Here is a 19,886-nt window from a genome sequence, read left to right as displayed (position 1 = left end):
GATGGAAAAGCTTTCAAACAACCAGATCGCCTGGCGTGCGGCACAGGATATTGCCGACGGCGCCTATGTGAACCTCGGCATCGGCTTCCCGGAAAAGGTCGCCCAGTTTCAGCCAGAGGGACGCGAGGCGATCTTTCACACCGAGAACGGACTTCTGGGTTTCGGCCAGGCCCCGGAGCCTGGTTCGGAGGACTGGGACCTGATCAATGCCGGCAAGAAAGCCGTCACGTTGAAGCCAGGCGCGGCCTTTTTCCACCATGCCGACAGCTTCGCGATGGTTCGCGGCGGTCATCTGGATGTGGCCATTCTGGGCGCTTATGAAATTGCCGAAAACGGCGACCTCGCCAACTGGTCGACCGGCCCCAAGGGTGTGCCTGCCGTCGGCGGGGCGATGGATCTCGTGCATGGTGCCAAGCGGGTTGCCGTTATCACCGACCACGTCACCAAGAACGGCCAGCCGAAACTGGTCAAGCGCTGTTCGCTGCCGCTCACCGGTGTTGGCTGCGTCACTCGTGTCTATACCAGCCTTGCGGTGATCGATATCGAGAACGGCCGCTTCGTGCTGCGTGAAAAACTGCCCGGACTGTCGCTTGAAGATCTTCAGGCGGTGACCGGTGCTGAGCTTCTTGTTCCCGGCGCTGTCGCCGATCTTGTTGTTCCCGAGGTGTGAAATGGCTGAAGCCTTTATCTGCGACTATATCCGTACGCCCATCGGCCGCTTCGGCGGGGCGCTGTCCTCCGTCCGCGCCGATGACCTTGGCGCCATTCCGCTGAAAGCGCTGATGGAGCGTAATCAGGACATGGACTGGGCGGCGGTTGAGGAAGTCTTTTTCGGCTGCGCCAACCAGGCTGGTGAAGACAACCGCAACGTGGCGCGCATGAGCCTGCTGCTTGCCGGGCTGCCGGAAACCGTGCCCGGCACCACGTTGAACCGCCTGTGCGGTTCGGGCATGGATGCGGTCATCAGCGCGGCTCGGGCCATCAAGGCGGGTGAAATGGAGCTGGCGATTGCCGGCGGCGTGGAATCCATGTCCCGCGCTCCCTTCGTCATGCCCAAGGCGGAAACAGCGTTTTCACGCCAGAACGAGATTTTCGACACCACCATCGGCTGGCGTTTCGTCAACCCGCTGATGAAGAAGCAATACGGCATCGATTCCATGCCCGAAACCGGCGAGAATGTTGCCGAAGACTATGCCGTCTCCCGCGAAGACCAGGACGCCTTTGCCCTGCGCTCGCAAGAAAAGGCGGCGGCAGCACAGGAAAACGGACGTCTGGCAGGGGAAATCACGCCGGTGACCATCCCCCAGCGCAAGGGCGATCCGATTGTCGTCGACAGGGACGAACATCCGCGCGCAACCTCGCTGGAAGCTCTGGCCAAACTGCGGGCACCCTTCCGCGAAGGCGGCAGCGTCACCGCGGGCAACGCGTCCGGCGTCAATGACGGTGCGGCAGCCCTGATCGTTGCGTCCGAGGCAGCGATCCGCAAGTACGGTCTGACGCCGATCGCCCGCATTTCCGGCGGTGCGACGGCAGGCGTCGAACCGCGCATCATGGGTATCGGCCCGGCACCGGCAACCAAAAAGCTGTGCGAACGGCTCGGCATCAAGCCGACTGATTTCGATGTCGTCGAACTCAACGAAGCCTTCGCAAGCCAGGGCATTGCCGTCCTGCGCCAGCTTGGAATTGCCGAGGATGCACCCCACGTCAATCCGAATGGCGGCGCCATCGCACTCGGGCACCCGCTCGGCATGTCGGGCGCACGCATTGCCGGCACGGCTGCTCTGGAGCTGCAGCAGCGCGGCGAAAAGCGCGCCCTTGCAACCATGTGCATCGGTGTCGGCCAGGGTATCGCGATCGCGCTCGAAGGCGTCTGATCGTCGGTCGGTAATTGTCAGGTGGAACGGCCGGGCATCACGCCTGGCCGTTTCGCTTTCAGTTCCTCAAGGATTGAGGACGATCACCTTGGTCTGGCCGCCATTGCAGGTGTAGCAGCAGTTGGAACAGCGATTGCGGTTCTTGTAGCCCACGCCCCAGTAGAGATTGTTGCGATTGCGCACCCAGGCGCCATAGCAGACCTTTTCGCCGCGCTGGCAGGATATGTTGATCGTCTTCGTCGAAAAGTCGTCGAGCACGTAGATCTTCTTGTTGCCCGGCCAGACGTGTCCGCGGCGGGTATCAGAATAGAGTTCCACATCGACAATGTTCGGATGTTTGCTTTCGAACCGCCAGTGCAGTGTTTCCGCTGATGCCGGCAAGGCAGCGGCGGCAAAATAAACAAATGAGAACGCCAACAAGACGGCGCTCAAAAGCCCCTTACGCATAATACTTCCCCCAAAGTATCCCCATGAAAAGCTGCGCCGGACCATTGTGTTGAATGGTTATCTGGCAGCTCGCGCAAATAATGGGGCCTTTTTGAAGAGGATGGCAAGCAGGTGTCGCCAATTGCAGTGTTCAGACAGTGGTTTGCAGCCAGTCCCGAAAGGCGGCCACGGGGCGGGTCAAGGTGCGGGCGGGCGAGCGCACAAACCAGTATCCGGTCTCCAGTTCAACCAGTTTCCAGTCCGGCATGATCAGGTGTCCTGCCTCCAGTTCCTGGGAGACGAAGCGTCTGTCGATCACGATCGCGCCCATCCCTGCTATGGCAGCCTGGATGGCAAGGTCCCGGCTCTGCAGCACGGTTCCCGATTTCGTGTCGGAATGGCTGAGCCCGGCCTCCTCCAGCCAGCGCACCCAGTCGCCACGCCGCGAGGCGCTGTGCAGAAGCCTGAGGCCGCTCAGAACGGATGTGTCGGTGGCATCCTTGCCACGCAGCAGGCCGGGTGCCAGGGCCACCGCCAGGTGTTCCTTCCACAAGAGGTGGCTCTCGACACTCGGCCAGTTGCCGGTGCCCAGCCGTATGGCGCAATCGTAGTTTTCGCGATCGAGATCAACCATGCGAGTGGACGCGGACAACAGCAGTTCCACATCCGGCTGGCTCGCCTGGAAATCCGGCAAGCGGGGGATCAGCCAGCGGGTGGCAAAGGTCGAGACGGTGCTGATCCTCAGCTCCGTCCGGCCGCGCCGACGGAAGCTGTCGACAGCCTCTTCGATGCGGTCGAAGGCATCGCCCATGCTCAGGGCCAGGCGCTGTCCTTCTTCTGTCAGGGTGAGCCCGCGCCCATCCCGGTTGACCAGCGTCGCACCAAGCTCGTTTTCCAGCTTGCGCATCAGGTGGGACAGCGCCGAAGGCGAAACCCCGAGCTTTTCGGCCGCAAGCGACGCACGCCCGTGGTGGGCCAGCAGGGAAAAGGCATGTAGCGCACGCAGGGACGCCATGGTCGATCTCCGGAAAGTTGAATATTCTTCAATAATGAACCCCGGAGACCCTGTCGAGATGGGTCAGGCTTTTTCGGCGGAACTTTCCCTTTTCGGCCTGTTCACAAGCGTGACCAGTACAAAGGAAATGATCATCAGAAGCACCCATGCATTCAACTTTGCGATTGAAACCAGTGTCCATGCATCGGCCTGGTCGGGGTACTGCCAGGCGCGGGCGAAAGTGCCGATATTTTCCGCAATCCAGATGAACAGGGCGACCAGAAAAAAGCCCAGCACCAGCGGCATCTTGTGCCTGTAGCGGAACACCGAATAATGGACCCAGGTTCGTCCAAAGAGCAAAAACAAGAAGACGAAAAGGCCAACCCGCAGGTCGATGATGAAATGGTGGCTGAAGAAATTCACGTAGATCGCGAGCGCGAACAGCCATGTGGTCCACAAGGGCGGATAGCCGCTATAGGCGAAGTGGAAGATCCGGGAAACGCGGGCGAGATAGCTGCCGACGGAGGCATACATGAACCCGGTGAACAGGGGCACGTCACCGATGCGGAACAGGCTTTCCTCCGGATAGATCCAGGACCCGGCGGAGGTCTTGAAAATCTCCATGACCGTGCCGACCACATGAAAGATCAGGATGATCCTGGCTTCGTCCAGCGTTTCCAGACGCGTGGCCAGCATTGCGATCTGAAGACCGAGGGCCGCGAGAAACAGGAAGTCGTAGCGACTGAGTGCGGCGTCTTCCGGATAGACGAACCGCGTCAGAAGGATGATTGCGAGCAACAGGCCGCCGAAGATGCAGGCATAGGCCTGCTTCAGGCCGAAGGCGAGAAACTCCGTCGCCGCCAGACCGAACAGGCCCTTGCCGAAGATCGGACGCAGCCTGTGCAGGAGGTGATTTATGAGCCTTTCCGTTCCGGAGCCTGGACGGGAGGGGGTTTGTAGAGGTTGGACGATCCCGGTGGGTAACATGTAACGCCTCAGCTGAAGATACCGGCCGGTCCGCAAGCGGCCGGCAGGTCTTCTATGCATCTGGCGATGTGCAGGAACTGTGCAGTGCCTTCACAGTTTTCTGCAATATTGCGGGCTGACCTGCGGTCGGGCGCTAGCTGATGGCGCCAAGCACGGCCTTCAGGAAACCGGTCAGTTCGTCGGTGACGAAATCCACATGCGGATAGGGTTCGCCTTCCATGTCCCAGGTTTCCTGGAACACGTCCCGCGTGCCGGTCGGCAGGATCAACGTCGTGCACATGCCAAGCGCATGCGGCACGCTCAGGTTCTTGGCCAGGTCTTCAAACATGGCAGCACGTGCCGGCGCGACGCCGGTATGTGCCAGGAAACGTTCGTAGGTGACCTTGTTGGGCTTGGGCACAAGATCCGCCGAGACGATGTCGAAGATATCCTCGAAATGATCCGCGATGCCGAGCGCAGCCGCCGTGCGTTCCGCATGTGGGCGGTCGCCGTTGGTGAAGATGAACTTCCGGCCCGGCAAGGCCTCGATCGCGGCTGCAAGGTCCGGATCGGGTTTCAGGGTCGAATAGTCGATATCATGGACGAAACGCAGGTAATCGTCCGGGTCGATGGCGTGGTTGGTCATCAGCCCGCGCAGGGTCGTGCCGAACTCGTGATAGAGTTCCTTCTGATGCGCCATTGCCTCATCGGGCGGCAGGTTCAGGATCTTCTGCACATAGCGCGAGATCTGCTCGTTGATCTGCGGGAACAGGTCGCTCTCGTGCGGGTAGAGCGTATTGTCCAGATCGAAGACCCAGGCTTCGACGCCTTTGAAGATCCTCAGGTCGCGGCGATGAGCCTGCGGGCCCTCGTAGGGCAGGGGGCGTTTTCCTGTCACGGGCGGATCAACGTCCCTGCGCCGCCGTCGGTGAACAGTTCCAGCAGCACCGCGTGCGGTACCTTGCCGTTCAGGATGACAACGCCTTCAACGCCGCGGTCCAAAGCTTCGATACAGGTTTCGACCTTGGGGATCATGCCGCCGGAAATGGTGCCGTCGGCAATCAGCTCATGCGCCTTGGCAACAGTGAGCTGCTTGATCAGGTTGCCGTCCTTGTCCAGAACGCCGGGCACGTCCGTCAGGAACAGCAGCCGTTTGGCGTTGAGCGAGCCCGCAATGGCGCCGGCAGCGGTGTCGGCGTTGATGTTGTAGGTCTCGCCGTCTTCGCCCGGGGCGACCGGGGCGACAACCGGAATGATGTCTTCCTTGAGCACCAGCTTCAAAACGGTCGGGTCGACCTTGTCCGGTTCGCCGACGAAGCCGAGATCGAGAACGCTTTCGATGTTGCTGTCCGGATCAACCACGGTCCGGGTCAGCTTGCGGGCGGTCACCAGGTTGCCGTCCTTGCCGCACAGTCCGACCGCGCGGCCGCCTTCGGCATTGATCAGCTGGACGATTTCCTTGTTGATCGAACCGGCAAGAACCATCTCGACCACTTCCACCGTGGCCCTGTCGGTGACGCGCAGACCGCCCTTGAACTCGCTGACGATGTTCAGCCGCTGCAGCATCTTGCCGATCTGCGGCCCGCCGCCATGAACCACCACCGGATTGACCCCGGACTGGCGCAGCAGCGTGATGTCGCGCGCAAAGGCCTGGCCGAGTTCCGGATCGCCCATGGCATGGCCACCGTATTTCACGACAACGGTCTTGTTGTCGTAGCGCTGCATGTAAGGCAGGGCATGGGCAATGATGTTGGCGCGTGTGGCGGTGTCAGGCGTGGTCATGGAACGGAAATACTCACCGTGGCTGGGAAATGTCTCGCGAAAGTCCCCTGCTATAGCCGGTTTGAAGTGGCTTCACAATCGGCGCAGGAGTGACGGGTCACTGGGTGGCCAGAAGAAACAGCTCCGCCCGCAGTTCGTCGACACCGCGGTTCTTTTCCGAGGACGTGGCCAGAATCTCCGGATGGGCGGCGACCCGCTTGCGCAGGATTGCCTTCGTGTCCTCGATGAGGCGAACGAGTTGCGGCGGTTTGATCTTGTCGGCTTTGGTCAGCACGACCTGATAGACGACGGCTGCCTTGTCGAGCAGTTCCATCGCTTCGAGATCGTTCTTCTTGATGCCGTGACGGCTGTCGATCAGAAGGATCACGCGGCGCAGGTTCGGCCGACCGCGCAGATAGGAAAACACAAGCTGGGTCCAGGCTTCCACCAGTTCCTTGGGCGCCTGCGCATAGCCGTATCCCGGCATGTCGACGATCGTCAGCGGCGTCTCGGGAGCAATGAAGAAGTTCAGCATCTGTGTCCGGCCCGGGGTTGCCGAAGTCCGGGCAAGGTCCTTGCGTCCGGTCAGCGCGTTGATCAGGCTGGACTTGCCGACGTTCGACCGTCCCGCAAAGGCGATCTCCGCTCCGGCCGCTTCCGGCAGGTTGGCCATGTCGGTGACGCTGGTGAGAAAATCCCACGGACGGCAGAACATCAGCCGGCCGGCTTCGAGGTCTTCATCGGAATATTTTTGTTCTTCGCTCATAAGCGCCTTCTACCCTGCCTGAAAGCAACCGTCACTAGTTTTGGCGTGCCGGCTCAAGCCTGCAACCCCGCAAGGCGCACCCATTTGAAAGGGACGCCTTGCAGGTCTTTTGGTCCGCACGGCCTGACTGTTCGGATCAGGCGCGGTTTCGTTTGGCATCACACTCACTGCCCAACCCTGTCGCGGCCGCCTCCAGGGCCTCGATATCCGCGCCGCGGATCGCATCGAGGTTCCGGGAGATCGTCTCGGCCGGCCAATCCCACCAGGCGATTTCAAGCAGCCGTTCGATAGTGGCTTCATCAAACCGGAGTTTTACCACCCGGGCAGGATTGCCGACCACCACCGCATAGGGCGGGACGTCGGACGCGACCACCGCGTGCGCGCCGATGATTGCCCCGGAGCAGATGGTGACACCGGGCATCACTGTTGCATTGGTTCCGAACCAGACATCATGACCGACAATGGTATCTCCCTTCAGGTGGTCGAAAATGGTCGCAGGATCGAAGCCCTGTTCCCAACCGTTTTGGAAGATGTTGAAAGGGTAGGTCGAAAAACCCGTCATGGCATGGTTGGCACCACTCATGATGAACGTCGTTCCCTGCGCCAGCGCGCAGAACTTCCCGATCTTCAGCCGGTCGCCGACAAAGTCGAAGTGATAGCGCACATTGCGGCTTTCAAACTCGGCCGCGTGGTTTTCATCGTTGTAATAGGTGAAGTCGCCCACTTCGATGGTAGGGCGGGTGATCACGTTTTTCAGGTAAACCGTGTGCGGTTCGCCATTGAAGGGATGGAGCGTGTCGGGGGACGGGCCGTGCATGGGGCCTCCTTAAAAGCAAGAAAACAAGGGAAACTGGAAAACGCGTGTCGGACGCGGTTGACCTGCCGGTGAGCGGCTTCGCCTTGCGGATCAGGTCTTGCTTTATCGGATCATTGGTCCAGGCACTCCAAACGGGATCGGTTGAAAGACGCGAGAGCCTCGCGTCAAGGTGCCGGATAAAAACACGAGGTTCCGGCGCCGGTCAAGGTGGAACGTTTTAGGGCTTGTCTATTTGTCCCTGCAGCCTTCCAGCCAGACGTCGCCATTGTCCAGCGGTGTGCAACTGCCGGCAATCAGGCGTTCGATCCGCGCAACTCGGTCTTCAAGTTTCGGATCGTCTTTTCCAAGATGGTATGTGGACGGGGCGATAAGGACCGCGACAAGGGAGAGAAATTCCCTCTCGGAAAGCTCTGCCGGAGCTTTCCCGTAAATGGCATTGCTTGCCCTGAAGAACCCGGTCATCCAACCGTCAGGCCCATGGCCCATTTCCAGGGTGTCGAGCCAGAGAGCCAGAATTTCCTGCTTTGTAAGCTCATGTTCCAGCCCGATTGCGTAACCAGTCTGCCGGATCTTGGCGATACCGGGCTGGAATGTTTCGAAACCGACGCGTTTGGCAAGCGATTGGGTAATTGTGGTGAGACCGCCTCCGGCACTGGATAGATCAACACCGGAATGGTCCACAAAGCCGGGATCCTCGACCTGCAGCAATTTCGCAAGTTGCCTTTGCCCAAGATCGACACCGCCTCGGCCGCCGGCAATCAGCCTGTCGGCGCGCGCGGACAGGCGAAAGGCATCGGCTCGGGCATCGAGATAACCGGCAAATCCGTAAACAAAGGCGGCGGCAGTCAGAAGCAGGACGAGGGCGGAAAGGATTTTGAGCACGCGCAAGGGACACCTCCGGAAACATATCTCGAACCGTGTCGGGCAAAGCGGGCACTGTCATGATGGAAACGAGGCCTAAAGACGGCACTTGCCTGCGTTTTTCACATCGAGGGCTGCGGGGATGTGTGGTAGGCGACGACTTGAAAAGACCTGCTTGAGTGGGGTTCTTCGGGTCGGTCAAGAACCCCGTCGAAAGTGGACCGGACAGGTGGTGCCGGTTTCTGGAGTCGTGTTCAGGTGGGAATGCGAACCCGGGCGTCGACACGCCTTTCACCAAAAGCCCTGTCCTGCGGCATTTGGACTGCCCTCGGGTCGTTGAACAGGAATTCGGAGATTCTCGACATCAACCTGATGCGTGTGTGTCTGTTGCCTTCGTGAAATCCGATATCATTAAGCCCTCTCACATAGGCTTGGAATGTCGGGTCCGGGGCGTTGTCCTGCGGTGGCTTGAAATAGAGCTCACCTTGTCCGAACGCAGGCTGATAGCCGAAAAACGCCAGGCCAAGCAGTTCGCGCGCCAGCACACGCGGGTTCTGGAATGATGCTTTCCTGTTGGTGTGTCTGTCCGTGTACTGTCCGAAGGTCCAGAACATGCCGGCGTTCCGGTTCATGAACTCCTTCCAGTGGTTCTTTTGATAGTCCACGGTTCCCTTCACAAGGTGCTCTGCAGCTTTCCGGTTGGTCACATGCGGCAGAATCTTCTGCAGTTTCGGGACCTCTTCGTCCAGCAAATCCTCGCCGCACTGGCGAAAAAGCCCGGCCTCAGCGGTTTCCAGCGTCAGACTGAAGGTCTTGTGGGCAGTGATCGCACCGATGATGAGTGCATCGTTGAGAAGAGGCGTCCACTTCTTTTCACTCAGGATGGCGCCGCCTATGACGGGCACGGAAGGGATGATATTCCTGTCCGCGTCCGTGTGCGTGCCCTTGCCTACGTTGCGGGCTCTTTGTTCCGTCTGGACATGCTTCCTGGTTACGTCTTCCTGGATGCCGCTGGCAGCGGTGACACCGAAGTTTGCGATCAGGTTTTTGCACATCCGGATACCGGTGCCGCCAAGCAAGGTGTATGGCAATCGGTTATTTGCGGCAGCCCTGTAGAGATTGTAAGCAGCCTGGCAAAACTGGTCCATTTTGTCCCGATCCTGCCAGTTGGACCAGCTTTGAACCCACGCGTTGTCGTCCCAGTAACGCTGCCAGTGAGGTTCAACCGCTGCTTTGAAGGCGTCGTAGTCTGCGTACATGTTCACGTTCTCCACGATGTGGCCATGCTTGCGGCCGCACAAAAGGGATCAGGCGCACGCTTTGCTGTGTGCCGGTTTCTGTTTCAGGTGTTGGCTGGCTTGCTTGTGTCACCGGGTATTGAGCAGGCGCTTTCGGCTGCGAGCACCCGGCCGCACAAGCTGTTGCGTCTCTGGCAGACAATTTGATGGAAGAAGAGCCAAATGGCCAGTGACGCCCGTCACTGCGCTCGCATGGGCCTTGAAGTGGTCAACGCTGGGTCTTGTCGAGAAATGGCGAACTCTTGCCGGTCATTTCCATACCGAACATTCACTCGACAGGCGGAGCGGGACAAAGTCGGCAATGTCCTGCCGACGGAAGCCAGGGGGGCATCATAAGAACATCAAAAGGTTCGATGACCGGCCTCTCAATGAATAAGCCCCGCCGGTTGGCGGGGCTTATTGTTTTCAGGCAACTGCCAGAGGACTAACTCTTGTCGTCGGGAGCTGGCTTCTTGCGTTTGAAGAGCGCCCCCAGATTGTCCCAGAGCTCCACCTTGGCTCCCTGACGGCGCATGATCACATACTGCTGCGTCACGGACAGGGTGTTGTTCCATGCCCAGTAGATCACCAGACCGGCCGGGAAAGAGGCCAGCATGAAGGTGAAGATCACGGGCATCCAGGTGAAGATCATCTGCTGGGTCGGATCGGGCGGAGCCGGGTTCATCTTCATCTGGATGAACATGGTGATCCCCATGATCAGCGGCCAGACGCCCAGCATCAGCATCTGCGGCGGATCCCAGGGGATCAGGCCGAACAGGTTGAAGATGGTGGTCGGGTCCGGTGCCGAAAGATCCTGGATCCAGCCGAAGAACGGCGCGTGGCGCATTTCGATGGTGACGTACAGCACCTTGTAGAGTGCGAAGAACACCGGGATCTGCACCAGGATCGGCAGACAGCCGGCCAGCGGGTTGATCTTCTCTTTCTTGTAGAGCTCCATCAACGCCTGCTGCTGCTTCTGCCGGTCGTCGGAATATTTCTCCCGAATTTCCGTCATTTGCGGCTGCACGAGCTTCATCTTGCTCATGGAGACGTAGGACTTGTTGGCCAGCGGGAAGAAGATCAGCTTGACGATAACGGTGACGACCAGGATGGCGACACCGAAGTTGCCGAACAGGTGGAAGAACCAGTCGATCGCGAAGAACATCGGTTTGGTAAGGAAGTAGAACCAGCCCCAGTCGATGAGGAGTTCGAACCGTTCGATGCCGAGCGCTTCCTCGTAACCGTCGAGAACCTTGGTTTCCTTGGCGCCGGCAAACAGATACGAGCTGCTTTCGCCGGTCGAACCGCCTGCAATGGTCACACCGTTGCCGAGATAGTCGGCCTGAAAGACGTCGGTGGTGGCGGAGTGGCTGAAGCCCGGCTGGAATTCCTGACCCGGGGTCGGGATGAGCGTCGCGGCCCAGTACTTGTCGGTGATGCCGAGCCAGCCCTGATCGACCTTGGCCGGCCGGATGGAGCTTTCTTCCATCAGATCGTCGTAATCGACTTCCTTGAGGCCTTCCGCGCCGAAGACGCCGAGCAGACCTTCATGGAGAATGTAGATACCCTTGGTTTCCGGCATGCCCTTTCGAGCGATCAGGCCGTAGGGATAGAGCGTTACCGCGTCGGCGCCAGTGTTTTCGACCGCCTGATTGACGGTGAACATGTAGTTGTCGTCGACAGAGAAGGTGCGCTTGAAAGTGAGGCCCGCACCATTGTCCCAGGACAGTGTCACGGGTGTCGACGGGGTCAGTGTCGTCTCGCCGTCGATGGACCAGATGGTATCCGGGCCGGGCAGGGCGATGTTCGAACCCGGATCGCCGACCCAGCCGTAATCAGCGTAGTAGGGCTTGGGGCTGCCGGACGGTGAGAACAGCACGATGGTTGGGCTGCTCTTGTCGACGGTCTCGTGATAGTCCTTCAGCCGGATATCGTCGAGGCGGCCGCCTTTCAGATTGAGCGACCCTTCAAGGCTGGGCGTATCGATGGTCACGCGCTGGGAAGCGGCAAGCGCAGTATCCCGGTTGGCAAAGGCGGCCTGTTGCTCGGCCGCCGGTGCCGCGGTGTTGGCGCCCTGCGAACCGGTCGGTTGCGGTGCATCCGGGTTTGTTGTGCCGGTCGCGGCCTTTTGAGCGGCCTCCTGCTGGGCCTGAAGTTCGGCCTGCTGGCGTTCCAACTGAGGCGCGGCAACGAAATATTGCCAGCCGAGCAGAACAATCAGGGACAGAACGATCGCGAGAATCGTGTTGCGGTTTTCAGAAATCAACTGGATTTACCCCTGTTTCCTGCGCTGTTTCGATTGGGCTGCGAGCCCTGCCGGCGCGGTTTTCCCCGTCCGCGCGGCGTTTGCGGATCCAGCACCTGGCTCAGGCCAGACTTAAGGTCTGCAACGATTTTTTCAAAGGGAAGAGTGAGTGCGCTGTCGCGAGCGACAAGCACGAAATCCGCCTTTTGCGGGATATCTTCGGGCGCAAGTTCGGCCACGGCGGCTCGAAGCCTCCGCTTTATGCGGCTGCGCATAACCGAATTGCCGGTTTTCTTGGTAACCGTGTAGCCAACCCGCGACGCGTCGTCGCTGTCGCGGTTCAAGCCCTGAACGACAAAAGCGCGCCGGCCCAGCCGGCCGCCTTTGGCGACCGCCAGGAATTCGGAGCGCTTTTTCAAAGTGTCCATAGCGGCGGATTGGTGTTGGCAGTCGCCGCCAACCCGGCGCACTGCGGGCTGGTCGCCGATTAGGCGCTGAGGCTCTTGCGACCCTTCGCGCGGCGACGAGCAAGCACCTGACGGCCATTCTTGGTGGCCATACGTGCGCGGAAGCCGTGGCGACGCTTGCGGACAAGACGGCTCGGTTGATACGTACGCTTCATTGTTCTTCCCCGCGCGGCTAAGAGCGCGGCCCTTGTTCATTTTTTAAATTCTTTGGAGGAAGCACCCGAAGCGCCATGAAGAGCGCGGCTTTTCCAGCCTTGGGTCCGAATGCATGTCCCGGTCGAGCGCGCTTATAAGGGCCATGCCGCCTCAAGTCAACTTTGCACGCCTAAGATTCTGCGTTTTCCTTTCGATCACGCACAGGTGAACCTGAAACGGGCAAGCGTCACTTATCAGTGAAGCACAGTTCTTTTTACGAGGTTTAAGGTACATCTGCCTATCAGAACAAAAAAGCAGGGCGCCCCTGCGACAAGAAGCGAGCTGATGGAAGAGTGGATGCTGGGTGACGAGGCCAACAGGATGACGCCGCCGAAGGACACGGGGCAGACTGGCGGAAAGACGCAGGAACGCACGGCAGCCGAAAGGTTCAGAAAGTGGCTGCCACTGGCGGTTCTCGCAGGCCTGATGGTGCTCGGATTCGCGCTTGGCCTGCACAAGCAGCTGACCTTGTCGAACCTCATCATGCAGCGGCAGGACCTTGCCGGTTATGTCGAGCAGAACCTGGTGCTCGCCATTCTCGCCTATGTGGCCATCTATACCGTGGCGGTCGCTCTGTCGTTTCCCGGGGCATCCTTGCTGACCATTGCGGGCGGTTTTCTGTTTGGCTGGGTAATTGGCGGTGTCGCAACGGTTCTGGGCGCGACGATCGGCGCCTGCGCCGTCTTTCTTGTTGCAAGATCCTCCTTTGGTGAGGTGCTCACCAATCGGGCCGGCCCCTTCCTTGCCCGTCTGGCCGAAGGGTTTCGCAAGGATGCGTTTCACTACCTCCTGTTCCTGAGGCTGACGCCGGTATTCCCTTTCTGGCTGGTCAACATCGCCCCGGCAATCTTCAAGATGCCGTTGCCTTCCTACACGCTCGCCACGTTTGTCGGCATCATTCCGGGCACCTTTGCCTTCACCTTCATCGGTTCCGGCCTCGACAGTGTCATCGCGGCACAGGAAGCCGCCAACCCCGGCTGCGCGGCGTCAGGAACCTGCCAGATCGACGTTGCTGCCCTGGTAACACCACAGCTGCTGGCGGCGTTTTTTGCGCTCGGAATCGCCAGCCTCATTCCGGTGATATTGAAAAAAGTCCGCAATCGTTAAACTTTCCGCCAGTTTCCTGCCGAATCGGAGCCCGTCATGGCCAATTTGCTGACCCCGGACATTTGCGTGATTGGCGCAGGCTCCGCCGGCCTGTCCGTTGCCGCAGCCGCGGCGGCCTTTGGCGTCGAGGTGGTGCTGATCGAAAAGGGGCTCATGGGCGGCGATTGCCTCAACTACGGCTGTGTGCCCTCCAAGGCGCTTCTGGCCGCCGCCAAGGCCGCGCACACGCAGGAAGCTGCGAGCCGGTTCGGAGTGCATGGCGACAAGCCGGAAGTCGATTTTGCCGAAGCGAACGATCATGTCCGCAAGGTCATCGCCGCCATCGAGCCGCATGATTCCCAGGAACGCTTCGAAGGCCTCGGCGTCACCGTCCTGCGCGAGACGGCAAGGTTCACCGGATCCGATGAGGTGTTGGCCGGTGCGGTCCGTATCAAGGCCCGGCGTTTTGTCATCGCAACGGGGTCCTCCGCTTTCGTTCCGCCTATTCCGGGCCTCGAGGACGTTCCCTATCTGACCAATGAAACCCTGTTCCAGCTACGCGATCGTCCGGAGCATCTGGCGATTATCGGCGGCGGACCAATCGGTCTTGAAATGGCGCAGGCCCACCGACGTCTTGGTTCGAAAGTCACCGTGTTCGAAGCCCAGAAGGCTCTTGGTAAGGACGATCCGGAACTGGCGGCGTTGGTGCTGGATACCCTGCGTGCCGAAGGCATCGACATTCTGGAACAGACGGCTGTCGAAAAAGTCGGGCGATCCGGTGCGGGATTGGCGATCAGCGCGAAGGAGGCGGACGGAAAGCCGGTCACGGTGGAGGCCTCTCATCTGCTGGTGGCGACCGGCCGTGCGCCCAACGTCGACGGGCTCGGCCTGGAAGAAGCCGGCATCGATTATGACCGGAAAGGCATTGCGATCGACAAGGGTTTGCGAACGAGCAACCGGCGCGTCTATGCCATTGGCGACGTTGCCGGCGGTCTGCAGTTTACGCATGTCGCCGGCTATCAGGCAGGCCTTGCGATTCGCTCCATCCTGTTCCGGCTGCCGGTCTCCATGACCAGCGACATTGTGCCCTGGGTTACCTACACATCGCCGGAACTTGGTCATGTCGGCCTGAGCGAAGCCGAGGCCCGCTCGCGCTATGGCCACAAGGTCAAGGTGCTGACGGCGGACTATTCCAGCAATGACAGAGCGCAGGCAGAAGGCCTCACGAAGGGGCGCCTGAAGCTGATTGCCGGGCCGCGCGGCAGGTTGCTTGGCGCGGATATCGCGGGTGCCCAGGCCGGGGAGGTCATCAATCTTCTGTCGCTCGCCCTGTCGAAGAAGATGACCATGAAGGACCTTGCCGGGTTCATTGCGCCCTATCCGACACTGGGTGAACTCGTACGCCGTGCGGCAATTTCTTACTATGCGGAAGCGCCCAAAAATGCTTGGCTGCGCAAAGCGATCGGTTTCCTGCGTCTGTTCGGGTGACCGCTGGTGCCGTCTGTTTTAGAGAAGCTGTGGTACCATCGCTGATGCGGGGCCGGGGCCTTGGGATTTGGAAAGACGTGACATGAAACATGAGGGCGCGCCGCAAGGATCGGCTGTCCCGCAAGAACCCGCCGCCACGCCCGCTTCTCCCGGCGATGGCTTCGGGCATTATCGATTTGGTGGCCTGTCGGGCAAACTCCTGTTGATGACGGTGCTTTTCGTGATGCTCGCGGAAATCCTCATCTATGTGCCCTCGATCGCCAACTTTCGAAACACCTGGCTTACCGATCGGCTGACCACGGCAGGTGTCGCGGCCTCTGTGCTTGCAGAAACCAACACCATCGCCCCGCGTCTTCAGGAAGAATTGCTGCGCACGACCGGTGCGCTCGCGATTTCCCTCGACGAAGGCTCGCGGCGCAGCCTGATCGCCATGAGCAATGTGCCGGGCGAGATGGACTTCGTTGTCGACATGGCCGAAGTCACCCCCTGGTCGGCCATCCTGCACAGTTTCGAGATCCTCACCTATCGCGGCGACGGCGCCATGCGCATCATCGGTGTCGGCCAGATGGGCCATACCGAGCATGTCGATGTGGTCCTGCCCGTACGCCTTCTGCAACAGGACATGCTGGCCTTCTCCGGCCGCATTCTTGCACTGTCGCTGGTGATCTCGATCATCACCGCCAGCCTTGTCTACATCACCCTCAGGGCATTGTTCATCCGGCCGTTGCGCCGCCTGACGCGCTCCATGGAGCGGTTTGCCGAAAGCCCGGAAGATACCTCGCGTATCATGTCGATTTCCGGCCGCCGCGACGAGCTCGGCGACGCCGAAATCCGTCTGGCCGGAATGGAGGAGGCTCTTTCAAGGGCGCTTCATCAAAAGCAGAGGCTTGCTGACCTCGGTCTGGCCGTTTCCAAGATCAATCACGACCTCCGCAACCTGCTGGCCTCTGCACAGCTGTTTCTGGAGCGCCTGGAGCATGTGCCGGACCCGACGGTCAAGCGCCTTGCCCCCAAGATCCTGGCAACGCTCGACAGGGCGGTCGGTTACACGCAGGCTGTGATGTCCTACGGCAAGGCCCAGGAACGGGCACCACAACGCCGTCTGTTGGCGCTGAAGCGTGTCGGTGACGACGTGGCGGACGTGCTGGGTCTCGTGGATCATGCCACGGTGCGTTTCGACAACAAGGTCCCGGTGGAAATCGAGATCGACGCCGATCCGGAACAGATCTTCCGTGTGATGCTCAATCTCGTCCGCAATGCCTTTCAGGCACTGGAGGCGGAAAAGGACGAAACGCTGGTCCGCCGGATCACCATCGAGGCCGAGCGTGAGGGCACTTGCGTCCGCGTCCGGGTTTCCGACACGGGGCCGGGCATTCCGGAGAATATCCGCAAGGCACTGTTCAGGGCTTTTCACAGCGGTTCGAAAAACGGCGGCGTCGGTCTCGGGCTGGCGATTGTCGCCGAATTGCTCAAGGCGCATGGCGGATCGGTGCGGCTGGAAGACAACCGGACCGGCACGTGTTTCTGTTTCGAGGTTCCCGACCGCAAGCCATGAGCGGGAAGGGCGATCTTATTCACCGCTAAGTCTCGAGGAGTTCTGCGGCTTTCCGAACTGTGTGACAGTTCTTTGAAAAAAAGTTCAAAAAGGTTCTTGCAATCCCCATCGGACCGCAGTAGGTAAGCGCCCTGTCCGGGGCACACGACACGCCCCACAGCGCCAAGACCGGTCATCTCCAGGTTCAACCGAGATGACAAGATCTTCGCAAATACGCACCGGTAGCTCAGCTGGATAGAGCACCAGACTACGAATCTGGGGGTCGGGGGTTCGAATCCTCCCCGGTGCGCCACTTTTCCCGCACCATCAGTATTTGATCTGCTTGCACCTGTGTGTGTTGCGCTGAAGCGTTGTCGGTCTGTCTGGACAGTTTCCAGGAAGCAATTTCAGCATTTGCCGTTTCCGCAATAGCTACATTCGTGCTTTGGATTCCCGCTTTCCATGCGATGGACCGGACAGGTTCTCGTGGGGGCTAATGTCGTTTAAAGGCCAGGTCGTCAGCGGGTGATTTGCCGAATCCCAACGTGCCTGATCCGGAAAATCGGATCTTGGTTCCGATGACACATGCCGCATGTTCTTGGGCAGGTGATTACGGTCGCCCGGCTTGGATGGTCCCCATTACTAGGGGCCGTTTGGGGTCTTTTCATAAGAATTGGAAGAAATAAAAATCTCAAAATATTTTGATGTTTGATTATTATTGTAAAATGTGTATGCTGAAAATTAAGAAAATAAGCGCGGCATAAAATATAAATCATTCTTACCGCCTGTTTTGTCATAAAAACTCAAAGTACATAAGTGTATTTTTTCCTTGTCAGGGTGCTGCTTAGGCCTGCGCCCTCCCTAGACAACTGTGCCCGCGAAACCGGTCATGACACGTTTGGCGGCGCAGATGTTTGCCGCTTGCCGTCACGCATTTGGCCTCGTTGGATCAAGAGCAGTTCACGGAAGTGGCCACCGTTTGCCGGTTGAAAAGGCCGATACACGTATCTGTCGATAGCATAGCGTCACTTGGCGGATCTCAGCCGGCAAATTCTTCAAATCAAAGGATACCCAGTTATCATGACCAGGAAAACGGTCACAAATACCAGCCAGGGCAGAGCCTCGGGTGGCTCTTCGGACCACAGTTTCAGGATAGGGCAGGCCGTGCGCCTGAAAAACGTATTCGGTGGCAAGGGCATGTCCGGCCTGACGTATCGTGTGACAGGCAGGTTGCCTGCTCGCGATGGCATGCCGCAGTATCGCATACAGTCCGATGGGGAAGCGTACGAGCGCATGACCACGCAGGATCAACTTGAAGCGGTTGGCGAAGCTGCTTCTGGTTCCAACTCGACGCTGCTTGAAAAAACATTCGGTTCAAGCCACCGTTAGGCTGCTGGAGAACCGGTTCTGCCCGTGCGCGAGAAGAGGTGTTCCTCATCTGTGATTGCCTGATGAACCAGGAACAGGAAACGTGGTGGAACTGGTCGAATTTGCGTCTGATGGCGAACTATCAGACGGCCTGCCCAGATCCCGTCTCAGGGCTTTTCTTGCGACGTGTTGGCGGGAAACCTACCAGGAACAATTGGGTAGCGACACTGCCACCGCGATGGTCGAATCCCTTGCCGGAGAAGATCTGGGTGGCATTCTGCCTGCGACGGATGAACGGGTGGTCCTCGCGTTTCATGACGATCGGATCGTCGGAAGCTGCGTCTACGCAGCTCGAGGGGAAACTGTCTATGTCTGAGGCTGTTACATCAGGCGAGCGTTTCAGAGATCGGAGGCTGGACGCAGATTGATCCGGCATGTTCATCGTGAAGGTTTGAGCGCAAGGCGGCTTCAGGTCACGGTGCTATGCGCCAGCGTGGGTGCAGTCGCCTTTTACGGATCTTTGGGATTTGCAGTTGTAGAACGCGTAGAATACGAGCCCTTGCCCGGTTGCAGGGAGCCGGCGCTGGTCATGGAACTGGTGACCGCCTGAGGGTGGGCCATGGTTCCGGGGCTTTGGCCGGAGAAGCAGAAGCGATCGCCGAACGGCAATCGGGGCGATCCATTTTGAATGCCCGTTTCACTCACCTCGCCGACAGTGCCCGCAAGAAGCCCACGGAACTCGCAAGAAGCCCTAGGAAAAAGAGGAATGAAACCTGGTGTCAGGTCTTGGGCACAATGGGTTTGCGGGGTTTTGCCGGGGCTGACTTGCCCTTGGCGGTATTCGTGGCGGCGGCTGCCTGCTTGTCCTGGTTCGCCAGTCTTGCAGCTTTCAGCCGGGCCGTCTTGGCGTCGCGGGCAGATGTCTCGGCCTCATTGATTTCACGCGCGACCCGACGCGTTGTTTCCGCCTTGCTTTCCGCAGTTTCCCGTCGTGTGCGAAGCGGGCTTTCATTATCCTTGGACGAAGTCATCTGCACGTCTCCAACCGTTCACTGGTGGTAGTTGCAAAAAAGGCCGGGAGTTACCCCGGCCTTTTCCATTCATCCTGCTGCCCGGTGCCAGTACATCCGTGGTCACCGAACAGAGTTGGATGCAGAATTAGACTTCCTGAAGGTTGTCAGCAGCGGACTTGCCGGAACGGCGGTCCTGGACAACTTCAAAGCTGACCTTCTGGCCTTCGACCAGGCTGCGCATGCCTGCGCGCTCTACAGCGGAGATGTGCACGAACACGTCGGCAGCGCCATCTTCCGGCTGAATGAAGCCAAAGCCTTTGGTGGTGTTGAAGAATTTTACGGTACCTACTGGCATAACGATTTCCTTTCAATCGGTCATGGTAGTTTGCGCGCCTCACGGTATGCGGGGCAGCGCGGTTAGGTCGACGTTGATGGGAAGATCGTTCAGAACACGGAAAACCGCGCAGTCACAAAGTTCGACAAACAATATCGATGCCCGTTACCTAAGTTGAAACCGTGTCCAAAACAAGGCGCATTTCCTGTTTCTTTGAAAAGAATTTTTGCGGCGATGAAACTTAGCAATAATAATTCGTTTTGATCCGATTTCAGGATCGTTTTGGCGGGTGATGGGTCATCTCGGCTGGGTGCAGGCCCAGGGGTAATAACGGAATTCCGGTTAATGGACGTAGCACCTGGCAATCGGCGAAGGCGCAGGCGGTAGTTCTGACAGGTTTGTTTTACCAGCCTT

General features: G+C 59.2%; 22 protein-coding genes and 1 tRNA gene. 9 read left to right on the top strand and 14 right to left on the bottom strand.

What is annotated here, in order from left to right:
* The first annotated feature begins 1 nt into the window (after nucleotide 1).
* Together B0E33_RS07610 and pcaF are read left to right on the top strand one after the other, a co-directional pair.
* Nucleotides 2-670, top strand: a complete 669-nt coding sequence (locus tag B0E33_RS07610) for a 3-oxoacid CoA-transferase subunit B (RefSeq protein ID WP_023002267.1) — start codon at nucleotides 2-4, stop codon at nucleotides 668-670.
* Nucleotide 671: 1 nt separating this feature from the next.
* Nucleotides 672-1,874: a 3-oxoadipyl-CoA thiolase gene (gene pcaF, locus B0E33_RS07605; RefSeq protein WP_077290851.1), complete on the top strand. Its 1,203-nt coding sequence runs from the start codon at nucleotides 672-674 to the stop codon at nucleotides 1,872-1,874.
* 66 nt (nucleotides 1,875-1,940) lie between these two features.
* Here the strand turns inward: pcaF and B0E33_RS07600 are convergent, their stop codons facing one another.
* The 12 genes from B0E33_RS07600 to rpmH all read right to left on the bottom strand — a co-directional run bounded on the left by B0E33_RS07600 (nucleotide 1,941) and on the right by rpmH (nucleotide 12,609).
* Nucleotides 1,941-2,321 (bottom strand): hypothetical protein, encoded by a 381-nt coding sequence (locus B0E33_RS07600; RefSeq protein WP_208997781.1) that lies wholly within the window; start codon nucleotides 2,319-2,321, stop codon nucleotides 1,941-1,943.
* 130 nt (nucleotides 2,322-2,451) lie between these two features.
* Nucleotides 2,452-3,315 carry a LysR substrate-binding domain-containing protein gene (locus B0E33_RS07595; RefSeq protein ID WP_077290850.1) on the bottom strand — a complete coding sequence of 288 codons (864 nt, stop codon included), beginning with the start codon at nucleotides 3,313-3,315 and terminating at the stop codon, nucleotides 2,452-2,454.
* Nucleotides 3,316-3,378: 63 nt separating this feature from the next.
* On the bottom strand, nucleotides 3,379-4,281 hold the full coding sequence (locus tag B0E33_RS07590; RefSeq protein ID WP_077290849.1) for a DUF817 domain-containing protein: 903 nt from the start codon (nucleotides 4,279-4,281) through the stop codon (nucleotides 3,379-3,381).
* Between the two features lie 133 nt (nucleotides 4,282-4,414).
* Entirely contained in the window at nucleotides 4,415-5,158 is a 744-nt protein-coding gene (locus B0E33_RS07585; RefSeq protein WP_206051414.1) for a pyrimidine 5'-nucleotidase, read from the bottom strand.
* Complete coding sequence (gene argB, locus B0E33_RS07580; RefSeq protein WP_023002261.1) at nucleotides 5,155-6,042, bottom strand: acetylglutamate kinase; 888 nt, start codon at nucleotides 6,040-6,042, stop codon at nucleotides 5,155-5,157. Before argB ends, B0E33_RS07585 begins: the two co-directional genes overlap by 4 nt.
* Before the next feature lie 97 nt (nucleotides 6,043-6,139).
* Nucleotides 6,140-6,787, bottom strand: a complete 648-nt coding sequence (gene yihA, locus B0E33_RS07575; protein WP_023002260.1) for a ribosome biogenesis GTP-binding protein YihA/YsxC — start codon at nucleotides 6,785-6,787, stop codon at nucleotides 6,140-6,142.
* A gap of 136 nt (nucleotides 6,788-6,923) precedes the next feature.
* Nucleotides 6,924-7,604: a CatB-related O-acetyltransferase gene (locus B0E33_RS07570; protein ID WP_077290848.1), complete on the bottom strand. Its 681-nt coding sequence runs from the start codon at nucleotides 7,602-7,604 to the stop codon at nucleotides 6,924-6,926.
* Nucleotides 7,605-7,832: 228 nt separating this feature from the next.
* Nucleotides 7,833-8,486: a transglycosylase domain-containing protein gene (locus B0E33_RS07565; protein ID WP_228148112.1), complete on the bottom strand. Its 654-nt coding sequence runs from the start codon at nucleotides 8,484-8,486 to the stop codon at nucleotides 7,833-7,835.
* A 233-nt stretch (nucleotides 8,487-8,719) separates the two neighbouring features.
* Nucleotides 8,720-9,724, bottom strand: coding sequence for a hypothetical protein (locus tag B0E33_RS07560; protein ID WP_077290846.1), 1,005 nt, complete (start codon nucleotides 9,722-9,724; stop codon nucleotides 8,720-8,722).
* 463 nt (nucleotides 9,725-10,187) lie between these two features.
* On the bottom strand, nucleotides 10,188-12,008 hold the full coding sequence (gene yidC, locus B0E33_RS07555; protein ID WP_206051413.1) for a membrane protein insertase YidC: 1,821 nt from the start codon (nucleotides 12,006-12,008) through the stop codon (nucleotides 10,188-10,190).
* On the bottom strand, nucleotides 12,005-12,415 hold the full coding sequence (rnpA, locus tag B0E33_RS07550; RefSeq protein WP_023002254.1) for a ribonuclease P protein component: 411 nt from the start codon (nucleotides 12,413-12,415) through the stop codon (nucleotides 12,005-12,007). Before rnpA ends, yidC begins: the two co-directional genes overlap by 4 nt.
* 59 nt (nucleotides 12,416-12,474) lie before the next feature.
* Nucleotides 12,475-12,609 (bottom strand): 50S ribosomal protein L34, encoded by a 135-nt coding sequence (rpmH, locus tag B0E33_RS07545; protein ID WP_006934271.1) that lies wholly within the window; start codon nucleotides 12,607-12,609, stop codon nucleotides 12,475-12,477.
* 325 nt (nucleotides 12,610-12,934) lie between these two features.
* Between rpmH and B0E33_RS07540 the strand changes: the two genes are divergently transcribed.
* The 7 genes from B0E33_RS07540 to B0E33_RS31620 all read left to right on the top strand — a co-directional run bounded on the left by B0E33_RS07540 (nucleotide 12,935) and on the right by B0E33_RS31620 (nucleotide 18,735).
* Nucleotides 12,935-13,756, top strand: coding sequence for a TVP38/TMEM64 family protein (locus B0E33_RS07540; protein ID WP_077290845.1), 822 nt, complete (start codon nucleotides 12,935-12,937; stop codon nucleotides 13,754-13,756).
* Nucleotides 13,757-13,792: 36 nt separating this feature from the next.
* Complete coding sequence (locus tag B0E33_RS07535) at nucleotides 13,793-15,223, top strand: dihydrolipoyl dehydrogenase family protein (protein ID WP_077290844.1); 1,431 nt, start codon at nucleotides 13,793-13,795, stop codon at nucleotides 15,221-15,223.
* An 82-nt stretch (nucleotides 15,224-15,305) separates the two neighbouring features.
* The gene (locus B0E33_RS07530; RefSeq protein WP_023002251.1) at nucleotides 15,306-16,778 is read left to right on the top strand and encodes a sensor histidine kinase; all 1,473 of its coding nucleotides are present in this window, start codon (nucleotides 15,306-15,308) and stop codon (nucleotides 16,776-16,778) included.
* 215 nt (nucleotides 16,779-16,993) lie between these two features.
* Nucleotides 16,994-17,070: transfer RNA gene (locus tag B0E33_RS07525), tRNA-Arg, on the top strand.
* Between the two features lie 767 nt (nucleotides 17,071-17,837).
* The gene (locus B0E33_RS07520; RefSeq protein WP_062490454.1) at nucleotides 17,838-18,146 is read left to right on the top strand and encodes a hypothetical protein; all 309 of its coding nucleotides are present in this window, start codon (nucleotides 17,838-17,840) and stop codon (nucleotides 18,144-18,146) included.
* Between the two features lie 85 nt (nucleotides 18,147-18,231).
* Entirely contained in the window at nucleotides 18,232-18,501 is a 270-nt protein-coding gene (locus tag B0E33_RS07515) for a hypothetical protein (RefSeq protein WP_077290843.1), read from the top strand.
* 48 nt (nucleotides 18,502-18,549) lie between these two features.
* The gene (locus B0E33_RS31620; RefSeq protein WP_369126925.1) at nucleotides 18,550-18,735 is read left to right on the top strand and encodes a GNAT family protein; all 186 of its coding nucleotides are present in this window, start codon (nucleotides 18,550-18,552) and stop codon (nucleotides 18,733-18,735) included.
* 169 nt (nucleotides 18,736-18,904) lie between these two features.
* On the opposite strand, the gene B0E33_RS07505 is transcribed toward B0E33_RS31620, so the two are convergent.
* Both B0E33_RS07505 and B0E33_RS07500 read right to left on the bottom strand, forming a co-directional pair.
* Complete coding sequence (locus B0E33_RS07505; protein WP_077290841.1) at nucleotides 18,905-19,156, bottom strand: hypothetical protein; 252 nt, start codon at nucleotides 19,154-19,156, stop codon at nucleotides 18,905-18,907.
* Between the two features lie 127 nt (nucleotides 19,157-19,283).
* A complete protein-coding gene (locus B0E33_RS07500; RefSeq protein ID WP_023002246.1) occupies nucleotides 19,284-19,493 on the bottom strand; it encodes a cold-shock protein in 210 nt (69 codons plus the stop codon).
* Nucleotides 19,494-19,886 lie beyond the last annotated feature (393 nt).

Source organism: Roseibium algicola (assembly GCF_001999245.1).
Classification (GTDB): domain Bacteria; phylum Pseudomonadota; class Alphaproteobacteria; order Rhizobiales; family Stappiaceae; genus Roseibium; species Roseibium algicola.
Note: the sequence above shows the minus strand (reverse complement) of the source record. Positions and strands in the feature narration are given on the sequence as shown.

Coding starts and splice junctions, on each gene's coding strand:
- B0E33_RS07610 (WP_023002267.1), top strand. CDS start 2: ATGGAAAAGCTTTCAAACAACCAGATCGCCTGGCGTGCGGCACAGGAT.
- pcaF (WP_077290851.1), top strand. CDS start 672: ATGGCTGAAGCCTTTATCTGCGACTATATCCGTACGCCCATCGGCCGC.
- B0E33_RS07600 (WP_208997781.1), bottom strand. CDS start 2,321: ATGCGTAAGGGGCTTTTGAGCGCCGTCTTGTTGGCGTTCTCATTTGTT.
- B0E33_RS07595 (WP_077290850.1), bottom strand. CDS start 3,315: ATGGCGTCCCTGCGTGCGCTACATGCCTTTTCCCTGCTGGCCCACCAC.
- B0E33_RS07590 (WP_077290849.1), bottom strand. CDS start 4,281: ATGTTACCCACCGGGATCGTCCAACCTCTACAAACCCCCTCCCGTCCA.
- argB (WP_023002261.1), bottom strand. CDS start 6,042: ATGACCACGCCTGACACCGCCACACGCGCCAACATCATTGCCCATGCC.
- yihA (WP_023002260.1), bottom strand. CDS start 6,787: ATGAGCGAAGAACAAAAATATTCCGATGAAGACCTCGAAGCCGGCCGG.
- B0E33_RS07570 (WP_077290848.1), bottom strand. CDS start 7,604: ATGCACGGCCCGTCCCCCGACACGCTCCATCCCTTCAATGGCGAACCG.
- B0E33_RS07560 (WP_077290846.1), bottom strand. CDS start 9,724: ATGTACGCAGACTACGACGCCTTCAAAGCAGCGGTTGAACCTCACTGG.
- rnpA (WP_023002254.1), bottom strand. CDS start 12,415: ATGGACACTTTGAAAAAGCGCTCCGAATTCCTGGCGGTCGCCAAAGGC.
- rpmH (WP_006934271.1), bottom strand. CDS start 12,609: ATGAAGCGTACGTATCAACCGAGCCGTCTTGTCCGCAAGCGTCGCCAC.
- B0E33_RS07540 (WP_077290845.1), top strand. CDS start 12,935: ATGGAAGAGTGGATGCTGGGTGACGAGGCCAACAGGATGACGCCGCCG.
- B0E33_RS07535 (WP_077290844.1), top strand. CDS start 13,793: ATGGCCAATTTGCTGACCCCGGACATTTGCGTGATTGGCGCAGGCTCC.
- B0E33_RS07530 (WP_023002251.1), top strand. CDS start 15,306: ATGAAACATGAGGGCGCGCCGCAAGGATCGGCTGTCCCGCAAGAACCC.
- B0E33_RS07520 (WP_062490454.1), top strand. CDS start 17,838: ATGACCAGGAAAACGGTCACAAATACCAGCCAGGGCAGAGCCTCGGGT.
- B0E33_RS07505 (WP_077290841.1), bottom strand. CDS start 19,156: ATGACTTCGTCCAAGGATAATGAAAGCCCGCTTCGCACACGACGGGAA.
- B0E33_RS07500 (WP_023002246.1), bottom strand. CDS start 19,493: ATGCCAGTAGGTACCGTAAAATTCTTCAACACCACCAAAGGCTTTGGC.